Source organism: Comamonas sp. MYb396 (assembly GCF_037479555.1).
In the GTDB taxonomy this organism is placed as follows: domain Bacteria; phylum Pseudomonadota; class Gammaproteobacteria; order Burkholderiales; family Burkholderiaceae_C; genus Comamonas.
This window is the reverse complement of the sequence record NZ_JBBGYU010000002.1, coordinates 652,008-664,348: the sequence shown is the minus strand read 5'-3', so window position 1 is coordinate 664,348 and position 12,341 is coordinate 652,008. Positions and strand designations below refer to the sequence as shown.

9 protein-coding genes are annotated in these 12,341 nt (G+C 59.5%); 3 read left to right on the top strand and 6 right to left on the bottom strand.

Annotated elements, in window-relative coordinates:
• Positions 1 to 63 precede the first annotated feature (63 nt).
• Entirely contained in the window at positions 64 to 441 is a 378-nt protein-coding gene (locus WH265_RS07180) for a c-type cytochrome (RefSeq protein ID WP_312989022.1), read from the bottom strand.
• A gap of 59 nt (positions 442 to 500) precedes the next feature.
• Positions 501 to 1,304 (bottom strand): AraC family transcriptional regulator, encoded by an 804-nt coding sequence (locus tag WH265_RS07175; protein WP_339557796.1) that lies wholly within the window; start codon positions 1,302 to 1,304, stop codon positions 501 to 503.
• A 105-nt stretch (positions 1,305 to 1,409) separates the two neighbouring features.
• On the opposite strand from WH265_RS07175, the gene WH265_RS07170 reads away from it, so the two are divergent.
• Positions 1,410 to 2,216 carry a sulfite exporter TauE/SafE family protein gene (locus tag WH265_RS07170; protein WP_339557795.1) on the top strand — a complete coding sequence of 269 codons (807 nt, stop codon included), beginning with the start codon at positions 1,410 to 1,412 and terminating at the stop codon, positions 2,214 to 2,216.
• A gap of 182 nt (positions 2,217 to 2,398) precedes the next feature.
• Here WH265_RS07170 and WH265_RS07165 read toward each other — a convergent pair whose 3' ends face one another.
• The gene (locus WH265_RS07165; protein WP_339557794.1) at positions 2,399 to 3,529 is read right to left on the bottom strand and encodes a hypothetical protein; all 1,131 of its coding nucleotides are present in this window, start codon (positions 3,527 to 3,529) and stop codon (positions 2,399 to 2,401) included.
• Between the two features lie 506 nt (positions 3,530 to 4,035).
• Positions 4,036 to 5,250: a DUF6923 family protein gene (locus tag WH265_RS07160; RefSeq protein WP_445228497.1), complete on the bottom strand. Its 1,215-nt coding sequence runs from the start codon at positions 5,248 to 5,250 to the stop codon at positions 4,036 to 4,038.
• Here WH265_RS07160 and WH265_RS07155 point away from each other — a divergent pair.
• Positions 5,161 to 5,388 carry a hypothetical protein gene (locus WH265_RS07155; protein WP_339557792.1) on the top strand — a complete coding sequence of 76 codons (228 nt, stop codon included), beginning with the start codon at positions 5,161 to 5,163 and terminating at the stop codon, positions 5,386 to 5,388. The two genes, WH265_RS07160 and WH265_RS07155, sit on opposite strands and share 90 nt — an antisense overlap.
• Positions 5,389 to 6,257: 869 nt before the next feature.
• Here the strand turns inward: WH265_RS07155 and WH265_RS07150 are convergent.
• Complete coding sequence (locus WH265_RS07150; protein WP_339557791.1) at positions 6,258 to 8,177, bottom strand: DUF11 domain-containing protein; 1,920 nt, start codon at positions 8,175 to 8,177, stop codon at positions 6,258 to 6,260.
• A 353-nt stretch (positions 8,178 to 8,530) separates the two neighbouring features.
• Here WH265_RS07150 and WH265_RS07145 point away from each other — a divergent pair, with 353 nt between their 5' ends.
• The gene (locus WH265_RS07145) at positions 8,531 to 10,114 is read left to right on the top strand and encodes a THxN family PEP-CTERM protein (protein WP_339557790.1); all 1,584 of its coding nucleotides are present in this window, start codon (positions 8,531 to 8,533) and stop codon (positions 10,112 to 10,114) included.
• A gap of 297 nt (positions 10,115 to 10,411) precedes the next feature.
• On the opposite strand, the gene WH265_RS07140 is transcribed toward WH265_RS07145, so the two are convergent.
• Positions 10,412 to 12,070, bottom strand: a complete 1,659-nt coding sequence (locus WH265_RS07140) for a sensor histidine kinase (protein ID WP_339517334.1) — start codon at positions 12,068 to 12,070, stop codon at positions 10,412 to 10,414.
• Positions 12,071 to 12,341: the final 271 nt, after the last annotated feature.

Genomic DNA, 12,341 nt, shown 5'->3' with positions numbered 1-12,341 from the left:
TCTGTCGCGTTTGGGGCTCTGTCATTCAGCCCTACAGCGGCGCGAGAGACTTTGAACAGGGGCTTAGCGCCTTTTTGCGATCTCGGCGCCCATGTACTCGTTCAAGTCCCGCAAATCCTTCACCCGCCAGGCAAAGGCGGGCAGCTTGACGCCGTTCTCGCGCAGGGTTTTCGGAATCAGATCGCCATTGGGCCGGAGCACCACCGATGAGACGATGACACCGGGGTAGTCGTGCAGGCGCTTCTTGAACGCTGCCGTGGTGAGATCGGGTGTGGGCGGCTTGCTTTTGTTTGCCAGCGGGCCGCTGCCTTGGAGGTCGGCGCCATGGCACATGGCGCAGCGCTGCACAAAGATATTTTTGCCATTGCTGTTGTCTGCCTGTGAGCAGGTGGCGTGTGCCAGCAGCAGAAGGCCGAGCGAGGCGAAAACGGTTTTATTCATGGGTTGTTATCGAATTTGTAGCCCGCGATATTGTGTCGCAGGCCGCAGGCGTTTTGCTGTCACTGGGCGGTGCCCGGCGGATTTTCGTTGCCAGATGACGCGGCCCGCATAAAGCCACTGGGCACCCTGCCCAAGCGCTTGCGAAACATGGTCGAAAAAGCACTGGGGCTGTCATAGCCCAGATCAAGCGCGACCTGGGTGACCGACTGCCCGCCCGCCAGCCGGGGCAGGGCCGCGAGCAGGCAGGCTTGCTGCCGCCAGGCGCCAAAACTCATGCCGGTCTGCTGGCGAAAATGCCGGTTAAAGCTGCGCAGGCTTTTGTGCAGCTCAGCGGCCCATGCCTCAGGCGCGGCCTGGATCTGTGGCGCCTTCAAGAAGGCCTGGCAGCGCGCAGCCAGCGCCCGGTCCTGCGGGATGGGGGCGAACAAGGGCATGGTGGGTGCCTGGCGCACTTCGTGCATCAGCAACTGGGCTAAGGCGCCGTCCCGCCCTTGTTCGTCATACAGCGCTTCCATCGTGATCGAGGCCAGCAGCAGCTGGTGCAGCAGCGCGCTGACCACCAGCGCTTCGCAATGCAGGCCCTGGCGGGGCGCAGCAGCGGGCTCGATATACAGGCTGCGTGTGCTCACGCCATGCATGCGCACCCGGTGGGGCTTGCCAGCGGGAATCCAGACACCACTAAAGGGCGGTATCACCCAGGCGCCATCGTCCGTTTCCACCTCCATCAGGCCGCTCATGCCGTACAGCACCTGCGCGCGCCGGTGGCTGTGGGTGTCCAGCAGCGTGCCGGGTGCATAGTCGGTGCTGATGGCCAACAGCGGCCGGGCCACGGCATCTACCGATGCGAGAGGGATGTTGTGCATCGGCCGATTTTGGCCTAAATGCAAGGATGCTTGGCTTTTTATCGAAAGTCAGCCGAAGCCTGGCGCTCTATCGTGGCGTTTTGCATCCGTTGATGGTCCTTGTCCATGTATTTGCTGCTGCTGTGTTTTGGGGTTCTGGCCGGTGTGACCACCGTGCTGTTTGGTTTTGGTGGCGGCTTTGTCGTCGTTCCGGTGCTGTATGCGGTGCTGGTGGGGGTGTATGGCGCAGACAGTGCGCTGGGGCTTGCCGCCATGCATATCGCGGTGGCCACCTCCACCTGTGTGATGGTCTTTGGAGCGGGGCTGGCCAGCTGGCGGCACCACCGGGCCGGCACGGTGCCCTGGGGCCAGGTGCGGCCGCTGCTGGGCTATGTGGCGCTCGGGGCCGTCCCTGGGGCGATGGCTGCGCTGATGCTGAGCGGCGGCTGGATCCGCTGGGCGTTCGTCGGCTATCTCGCGTTGACGATTCTCGACAGCCTGCTGCGGCCCGGTTTTACCCAGGAGCGCAGCAGCAGTATGCGCCCTCTGGCCAGGCCAGCGGCCGCTGCGCTGGGGCTCTTTATCGGCGCAATTGCCGCTTTTCTGGGAGTCGGCGGCAGTGTCATGACCGTCCCGCTGATGCGCCGGCGCGGCGCCAGCATGACGGCCGCTACCGCCGCAGCCAATCCGCTGTCATTGCCGATGGCCATCGTGGGCACCGCCACCTACGCGCTGCTGGCGTCCAACACCGCGCCGTTGGGCACATGGCATCTGGGCTACATCGATGTGCGTGCCTGCCTGGTGCTGGTGGCGGGCTCCTGGTTGGGCATCCGGCTGGCGTCGCGCTGGATTGGCAAGATCCCGGACCGTATCCATGCCAAGGTCTATATCGCCTTGCTGTGTGCGGTGCTCTTGGCCATGGTGGTGCATTGACGGCCGCTGGATAAATGGGCGCCGGCAGAGGGTTTGCGCAGCGATGGGGTTGCGCAAACCAGCGGTAGAACCCCAAAGCGGTCTATTCCTTGGCATCTTCTGCCAGACCCTTGTCCCATCGGATCAGCGCGGATGGCCCGCGCCTGCGTTCAGACCACAGCAGACGGTGTTGCAAAGGGTTCCTAGACCTTGCGGCGCCTGGAGAATCCCAGGAAGCCGGCTAGCGCCATGATGGGCGAGAGCGCCAGCAGGCCCCAGGCTGTCATCGTGGGCACAGGGGTCGGCACGGGAGCGGGCTCCACGGGCGTTGTTGGTGGATCCGGCTCCACGACAAAAGTCATGCGGACCATACCGGCCTGCCCCGCTTGCCCACCGTCGCCGCCAGCGCCGGCCCCGACGTTGACTCCTCCGGCAGCGCCGCCGCTTGCCCCCGATCCATTGGCGCCTGCGATGCTTTCTCCTTCGCAAGCTGCCACGGCCAATGGGCCTGTCAGGATCAGGCCGTCTGCTCCCGGCATGCCGGGCACTCCAGGTACGCCATTGGTACCTATGTTTCCGTAGCCATAGCCGGGAGAGCCCGAGCCACCGTTTCCACCATGGCCTTCGTAGCCCGCCTGTCCGCCAGCGCCGCCGATCCCAGCTATCGCACCGTCGCCGCCGTTGCCGCCATCCCCGCCATTGCCGCCGTCTGTCCCATTGGCTCCGTCTATGCCGGGCCCTTCCCAGGTTCCATCCCAATCAGGTGCGCTACTTCCGTCGGCTCCATTGGCGCCATTGCCACCTGCGCCACCCGAGCCTCCGATGGAGCCAGCGCCTCCGCCTCCGCCCAGACCGCCAGGGCGTCCCAGGAAATTGGCACCTCCAGCACCACCGGTGCCGCCGCTGTGCGTTGTCGCACCTTGACCTGGTAAGCCGCGTGCGCCATCGAAATAGTTGAGATCCACGGTGCTGCCGCCCCCGCCGCCGCCGCCATTGGCAGTCACACCGACCACACCGGGCCCCGTCACTGCAGAGAACCCGCCTCCCGTGCTGTGCGTCCCAGTGGCGGTCCAATCCACGCTGTTGACCAAGCCAGGCGCGCCGCCGGCAGCGACGATGACCAGGAGCTCGTTGCCTGCAGTCACGGCAAGACGGGCTTTGCAATAGGCCCCGCCGCCACCACCGCTGCCGCCCCCTGCGATGCCGTTCCAGCCCTGGTCATTCGAGCCCCCGCCACCGCCGCCACCCCAGGCCTCAAAGCTGATGTGGGTTACCCCTGCAGGCACGGTGCAGGTGCCCGCTGCATTGACGCCATTGACGCAATCAGCGGCCATGGCATGGCCCGCGAGCCCCAAGCAGGTCAAGGTTGCTAACTTGGCAAGTGTCGGCATGTTCATTTTTCCAGTGGATGCATTGAAGTGGGCTGGCTGCATGAGATATGCATGTAGATACTTAAATATACATCTAATTACTATTGAAGATGGAAAATCGTTGCTTTGTCATATTTCCAAAGAAAATAGACTTAAAGCAAACGTGTAGCTGCTGCTGAAAGGTACGGAGCTATTATTGGTGACCCTCAATCCATAATGCCATTCATGCCCATGTTTGAGGGATGCAGCATTTTTGAATAGGCTCAGCACAATATTTCGTCCTGCGGTGAGAAGGAGGAGCCTGAGCTATTGGCGTTGGCGATTGCGGTGCGGCTCAGTACCCTGTTTGGGCGCGCATGGGCCGCTGCACAGCCGAAGGAGCGGCGGCTTGTCGCCACCACGGAAGCCATATAGAAAAGCCTCCTCAGTGCTACGAAGGCACGGAGAAGGCTTTTAGTCTTAGAGGACTTTTAGACCTTGCGACGGCGAGACAAACCCATAAAGCCTGCCAAACCCATCAAAGGAGAGAGCAGGAGCAGGCCCAGTGCTGTCATCGTGGGCACGGGGGTAGGTGCCGCAACAGGAGGAACGGTGGCAGGGGTGTCGGTGTCCGTTGCCGTATCGTTGGAGGGGTCTGGGTCCGGATTGGTATTGACCGCGCTGGCGCTGGAGCCATCGGCTTCGACCGTGGCGGTGTTCACCAGATTACCCGTGAAGCTGGCTGGAATGGCCATGGTCAGCGTATAGGTCGCGGTCGCATTCACCGCCAGATTGATGGTGTCATCAATGCCGCCTGTGCCACTGGCAGCACAGCTTCCGCCGGCCGAAGCGCTGCAGGACCAGTTGGCGGTGCTGATGCCGCTGGGCAATACATCGGTCACCTTGGCACCGACGGCGGTGAACGGACCGTTGTTGCGCACGGTAATGGTGTAGACGACATTGGTGCCAGGCACATAGGTGGTTTGGCCGTTGGTTTTGGTGATGCTCAAATCCGCAGGGACCCGGATGGGCGCATCGGGGCAGTTCGCACCGTCGTTGGTGCCCGATCCGGGCGAGCCGGCAATGAGCGTTTTGACACCGGTGTCCAGATTGATCTGGTAAAAACCGCTGCCATTGTTGGCCGAGCCAAACAAACCGTTGGTGGCACCGAACTGTGCGCCCAGCACACCACCGGTGGTGTCTGCCGCACCCATGGCCGAGACGGCTCCAGTACCTACATCGATGGCATAGAGCTGGCCTGTGTCGGACACCGAATACAAGCCCCCGGAAGCGCCACCGACCCAGGCGATGTCCGAGGCCGTGAATGCCGTATCCAAGGTGATGGTGGTAGCGGTCAGTGCGCTCGTATCAATGGCATAAATCACCGAGGTGTTGCCAAAGGGTTTGACATAGTAGGTGCCATCGCTGCCCACTGTGCCCGAGTTGTAAGCGGGACTCGCTGGCAGCCCCGTCACAGCGCCCACAACGGTGACAGCTCCGGTGCTCTGGTTGACGCTCAGCAGATTGTCGCCATTGGCATCGGTCCGCATGGCATAGATCTGACCATCGGTGGGGGAATAACCCAAGGCGTTGTAGGAAACCGCAGAAGCCCCCCAATGCCGGTAAACACCATCGGATTGGTATCCGTAGACACGCTGTTTAACGAGGTCGGTGCGTTTTGCGACAGAAAAAGCCGGCCATCGCAGGCGACTTGTGCCATCGATACGGCTGGCAATAGCAAAGCGGCCGAGATAAGCAGATGCTTGAATATTTTTTTATGGGCGGGAGAATTCGTCAGCGGCGACGAAAATGCTGGAAAGGCTGGGCCAGGCGGCATTTTTTAGAATCGGTCATATTCACCCTTTACTGAATTGAAGCGGATGCAGTAATAAAACAAAAATGCAAGCTCTCTTGGCTGTAAATGAGGGGTGGATCATGATAGCGGAATCCTATGCCCTTCTATTCACTCGGTCACGCCGTTTACAATGCCATACACCTAAAACATGGTCAAGGCGCAGGTGGACATGGGTAGCATTTTTTTTGTTAGCTGTTTCAAATCGGATGGTATGCAAATTCAAAATCTTTGCTTTTTATCCATTTTCTTTGTTTTGTTTTATTTAATTTCCTTTGATTTCTTGATTTTTGTAGATAACTTGGGATTTGGCATTGTCAATACCCCCTTTCAACCAAGCGGGTGCGAATGATGGGGCGGTGCGGCTTCACAGTGCAGCGGGGATAGGGTTATCCAGCTATTTTTTGTGGCAGATGGATGGTCCGCTGCGTGATGCGTGCCGAATACCGGTTCACGGCAGGGATGTGATATAGGCTGTGGGCCTTGGGAACTTCTGCACAACTCCCCGCCATGGTCTGAACGTGCTCTCGGGCGATCCAATCCCAGGTCTTCCTCGGCAATACCTCCGGTTCGCCTTTAAGGGGCGCCTTGTGCGTTTTATCCCGATCGGTGTCCGTCGCGCTTGGTGAAGCTTGTGCAGAGGCAGCCCAAAGAGGGCGGTGTCTTGTCTGGCTAAAGCACTTGGTCAATATCTTGGCAAATGCCGCTCGTCATACCGGTTTGTTGGGGCGGCCTGTCAGCAATGGCCGAGTCGGCTGTGGGTATTGCATTTTCGAAAGGTCTTGGAATAAAAAAATCGCCTCCAGCTGGAGGCGATTGTGAGTAACTCGGCAAGTCTTCAAGCCCTGAGGCTTCTAGCCATCACTGGTTGCGTTGGCGGCGGCGCAGTGCCAAGGCACCGATACCGGCACTCAATCCGCCCAGCAGCGCCAGGCCAGCCAGGTCCAATGCGGGGACTGGGGTGGCAGAGCCAGGGGTGGCGATAACGCTGTTGGCGGTTGCACTGTTGTTGGCCGGAGAGGGATCATCAATGCCCGCAGGAGCCGCGATGCTTGCCGTGCTGGCCAGCGAACCGGTGGCGTTTGCAGCGACCTTGGCCGTGACGGTGTAGGTCACGCTGGCGCCCACAGGCAGGTTGACCGTGTCATTGATATTGCCGCTGCCCGATGCGCTGCAAGTACCGCCGCCTGCGCCCACACAGGTCCAGGTGGCATCCGTCAGTGCGGCAGGCAGGGTGTTGGTGACCGTGGCGCCCGTGGCTTCCACCGGGCCGGCATTGCTGGCGGTGACAGTGTAGGTCACCGTAGCACCGGGTGCTACGCTGGTAGCGGCACTGGCGTTGGTGATGGACAGGTCGGCACTTGGAGGCTCACCCGTGCAGGCTGCGGTGACATAGAACTCGGCAATGGCGCCCAATGCACATGTTCCGCCGCTACAGTCGTTGGTTTCTTGCCCGCCATCCAGCCGGAAGCCCACGGTGTTGTTGCCGCGTGCAAAACCAAGCGCTGCAGACGTGGTATAGGTCTGGAATGCACCGTAGCCATTGGGAAGATAGGTAGGTCCAGCAGCGGACTCTGCACCCGCTGCAGGCTTCACATAGACGGAGCTTCCGTAGTCATCAAATGCGAAACGCCCAGTGAGCTTGATGCTGGCCAAATCAACATTGCTGCCGATATTGACGGGCTGGTTCATCACGAACGTGGAGCCGTCCTGGATGCCACGAGACTGCCCGGTAGCCGCTGGGTAAGGCACACCCGGGATGTCGCTGCTCGCAGGGTTGGTCGTTCCAGGGCTGATCCAGCGGGCGTCGGTCGCCGTAGTCAGTGTCGATGGATCGAAATAGCTGCGATACCGGTAGCTGTCAAACAGAGGCTGCTCGACGTTCTCCAGGGCGGTGCCCGCTGCATTCATGCGCTGCGTCCATTTCCAGTCCCTGGCGTTGGTGGTAAATGGGCCAACACGGACTTCATCACCTGCTTGGCTGCCGGCGGGGCAAGCCAGAACGGTGGTGGGCTGGGCGGGCGGCTCAGTCGCGCAATCGGCGGTAATTTCAATATCCGCAGTTAGACCAACTGGATTACCCCGGGAGTCTGTATCTTCTCTACCAACATTCTGCACCGCAAACGCAATGGTGTTATTGCCATAATAAAACCCCAAGCCTGCTGCGCTTCCATCTAAATCAATGGCATCCGGAGTTGAGTACAGTGTCCCTGCAGTTTGTGCTTGCAGCCAGTCGCTAGCACCCGATGGCGGAGCGCTGGGTCGGACAACGAACTGGGTGCTATCGTCAAAACCACCAAGACCGCGAACTCGAATGGTCGCCAAGTTCACATTATTGGCAATATTGATGGGGTCGTTATAAATGAATGTGACACGCCCAGCGACCCAGGCGCCATTGTCGGTATTGCCATTGGTGATTACTGCAGGGTAAGTACCGGTGCCTGTATTTCCCCCGTTGGCTGCGCCCTCTACAAAAGTGGAGTCACCAAACGAAAGCCACTTCCCTTCAAAAGGCTGGCCATTCAAGGATCCTGAGGCTGCACCGTGAGTTTGCGTAGTGGGGTCAAACCATCCATTCCACTTGTAGTCATCACGAATAGTTGCTGCGGCTCCGGTCGGGGCACTCACGTAGCGTGCATCGGTCGACCAGTTCGATACGGATGCCGTGCTTACGCGCAGGGGTACGCCGCAGACCAGATTTGCAGCCTGTACGCCAGCAGCAGCCGTCAGCCCTGCAAGCGACACTGCAAAAAGAGCAGCCTGTCTATGAATTAATTTCATCCTGAAAACTCCATCCCAATTGAAAAATATCCCATATGCATCCGCAAGATAAACTAAATCAATTGAATATCACCTAGCATAACTTGCGTCTATCATGTATATGCGAACCGCAAAACAGGGAGAAATCTAGCAGATGGTTTCAAACTGCATCTTTGCTTAATTTAAATATTTTTTGGATTTCTTGAGATTTCTTTCAATACTCCATTATTTCGTTCGATAGCGTTGTGTTTCTGATTGTAATTTTTAAAAATTAACATATCCCGATGGCCAAGCCACTACATTGCATGTAGATTTTCTTGACTTGTTTTTCTTTGTTGAAAAATGAATATCTACAGTTCGTAGCGGGGTTCAATATGTTGCATCGAAGCATAAGCGTCACCGTCCTGGGTTTGCTTGGCGCCTTGTTCATGGGCAGTGCCACTGCCGCGCCCCTGGAATGGGACTACACGGTCACGGCCGAGTTTGTGACGACCACGGGCGCTACCAGGTTCGTTGGCGCGGGCCCAGGTAACAACAATGGCTGCGAACAGGTCAAGGCCGCCGAGATCTCCTGGGGGGTTTGCCCCATTGGTCCTGCAGGGCCAGGGCGCAGCGGTATCAGTGTGTCAAGCAGTGCGCAGACGGGGACCTTGGTGGCCAATGGCGCCGCGCAATACGCCAATGTCTACACCCATACCAATAACGTGGTGGCGTTGAACTTTGCGACCCTGACCAGCGCCACGATCAGCACCACGCTCGGCCTCAAAGCCAAAGGCAGTAGCGATCCCTACACCTATGAGACCTTCGTCTACACCATCAAGTTTTCAGAAACCCCGAACGGCAGTGACCCGACCGCCTGCGTAGTGAAAGGCGGAGACCCTTGCAGCGATATCTGGGTGCTGGACGGCTCGGTCAATCGCACGGTGGTCATGGATGGCCAGGAGTTCACCTTCAGCTTTTTCCCTGAGCCTGCAGCCATTCCGCTGGATCCGGAGATTTGCGAGGCAGCAGGCGCGGAGGTTGGCTGCATCGGCTTTACCACCCAGGAGAACATGGTCAACGCGATCCCCTTCATGATGAACCTGACCCAGGTGGCCAATGTCTCGGGCCGGGTATATGCAGAGGGTAGCGACCCCGCCAACACGCAAGACGATGGCAACAGTGTGGATGCCGGTATGGCGTTGGCGGTGTCTTTGCTGTGCACAGGCCCCGACTACAGCGCAGGCCCGGTCGATGCAGCAGCGGATGGCAGCTTTATTTTTGAGAATGTACCGGCCGGGGCGGACTGCGCCATCACCACAACGCCGCCCGCGGGCTACCAGGCGGCCTATACACAACAGGGCACGACCGGGGCGAGTGGCGCGCCCGGTGCGCTCGACACCAGCGTGGCGGGTAGCACGGCTGTGCAAAGCATTGCCATCAGCGTGCCGTCCGATGGATCGACCGGCAATCTGTTTGCGCTGCGCGCCGTGACCGACATGCAAAGCACCACCGTCTGCACCCCGGGCACGGCAGCCGAGGGGGCCACCGTCAGCTGCACAACGACCTGTACCAATACCGGCAGCAGCACGGCACTGCATGCTTTTTGCACCATCCCCAACGCCGCCAGCTTGCCCGGTAGCCCCACACCTGTCTGCAGTGCGCCCGCTGATCTGCCGCCCAATGGCACGCTCAGCTGCACACTGAGCTTTACGATGGCCGGCAACGCCAGCATCACGGTGGTGGGCGGGGCTGGTGCGGACAATGACAGCAATGGCGGGGGCGATGCAGCGGCGGGCAACAATGCATCGAGCGCGGCGGTTGCCCCGCAGGTCACGACCCCGACGAACCCAACGAATCCCGGCAACCCCACGCCCGTGCCTGGTCTCGGAGGCTTTGCGCTGGTGGTGCTGGCGGCCTTGATGGGGCTTGTGGTGTGGCGCCGGCCACGGCTTGTGGCAGGCGGCCGCATGCGATGAGCGCGGCAGGGCCGCCCGCGAGGCTGCACCGTGGTGTGCGCTGGCGTTGCGAACCCTGGTGATGGGTCTAGAGCCATGGCAATGGGTCAGTCTGCGACAGCCGCCGGTTGGCCAGGAGCAGTCGCTGGATGAACGCTGTCCAGACCGATTCACCAATCCCAAAATGCAGTTCAAATGGGCGAGGTGCCGCGCAGCACTTGAGGGTTTTTTGCGGGCAGCAACCGGCTTGTTTCGATGAAGTCTGACGCCATTTGAGCCATGACTTTGCCGGGGGCGAAGCAGGTGTTCTATCGCTGTCTATGGATGCTTTGCATGCCCGCCACGCTGCAATGCCAGCGTTTGTATGCCGGAAAAATCGAAATTCTCCAGCATGTCTTTGACGAGGGCCGTCATCGGCACATGGAGGGGATCTTGGCCATGGCGTTCAATCCAGTTTTCAATGTCTGTGAGACGGCCTTGGACGGCGAGGTGGGCCAGTTCCTCGAGAGCCGGATCATCGGGCATGGGGATTGCTGGCAATGCTGACGCAACGCAGGTGTGATCTCGCTCTGGGCCTCTTGGCACGATGATGGGCCATTCCGATTCGGATGTGTGAAGCACCGGCACCGACAACGCGAAGGAGAACTCCGTACCTTCGCCGGGCTTGCTGGTCACGCTCAACGTACCACCCATGGCCGCCAAAATACGCTGCGCAATGAACAGGCCCAGCCCGTTGCTACCGCTTTGGGCCTGTATCTGCTGGAAGGCGCCAAAGATATCGACGCCCTGGTTGAGGTCCATGCCTATTCCGGTATCACTGACAGCGATGTGCAGTGTGCAGAAATCACCCACGGGCTTGGCTGTGACGGAGAGGGTGACCACGCCACCGTGCGTGAACTTGGCGGCATTGGAGAGCAGATTGAGCAGCACCTGCTGCATGCGCTTGCCGTCCAGCACGATCTGCTGAGGGAGCCGATGCGAGGGCTGGTAGCGGAAGCGGTTGTCCTGCTGCGCGCACAGCGCAACGGCGAATTCAGAAATACCGTCGAGCAGTTGAGGAAGGTCGATGGTGGCCGGCTGCACCCGCAAAGGCTGCAGCTCGCCCTTGGTGTATTCCAGCAACTCATCGATCAGGTCGAGCTGGTATTTGACACTGCGCTGGATCGTCTGGAGCGGTTTTTTATGCGCTTCTGGCACATCGGCGAGCAACAGTTTGGAGTACCCGCTGATGGTGACCAGAGGGGCACGTAAATCGTGGCTGATGTATCCCAGCAGTTCGACTTTCTGCCGGTCGCTGGCCCTGGTCGCTGCGAGCGCTGCGCTCAGATCTGCCTGCAGAGCGAAGGCGTGCATGTTCCCGAACGCGAGTGCATAATTGATGTGAATCAGCATCAGCCCAAAGGCAAGCAGCGTCTGGAAGTTGCCTGCAGCCAGAAAATCTTGCGGCATGGGGAAGAATGCGGTGCCGGCTATTCGAGCACCATGCCCCACCAAGAACAGTGCAGTCACCACCACCACTTCGGGGTTGACGCCTTCGGCCCGCTCTTTACCCACTGCCAAGAGGGTGTGAAGCGTCATCCATGCGATCAGCGTTTGCGCTGCGCAATGGCTATAAACACGCGCCGTCGTGTTGTAGTCAAAGTAGCAGTAGTAAGCCAGCAATGCCCCTTCCATGACCAGCACCGCCAGCATCGATAGCACCCAGGATCGGCGTCGGCCATAAAAAAGGCAGATACCGATCTGGAACATGATCGAGCTGAGTGTGATGGCGAGGTTGGCGACGACGATGGATAAGAGATCAGGAATTCGGTCCCGCCAGGTGACCATCACCGCACCGGCGCTGAACAGGAAAAAACCTGAGCTCCAGTAAATAAGATAGCTGGACCGCTGCCTGAGCCACAGCACCAAAATGCCAATGCCCAGGGCAAACTCAACCAGAGCGCTGAAGAACGCAGCAGTGCCAATACTAAAGTTCATGGGAGGAGACGCTTTGTCGGTGGGGCGTGCTGTCGCATGTTGTGGCGACAAGAGGGAGAAGTATGCAATCGAATTGCGAGAAAAAGTGCAGCGCTTCAGGCAATTTTTGAAGGCCAAGCTGGCGGCTGACGTGGCGCCTGTGCCATCTGCGCTGGAAGGAGGCCGACACTGTCGCAAGGTCAGCCACAGCCCAGCTGCCTCCCAAGCTCAGCAACGCTAGCGGTCACCCCTCATAAAATTTCCTGACCGGAGCCGCCACCGGTCTGTTCAG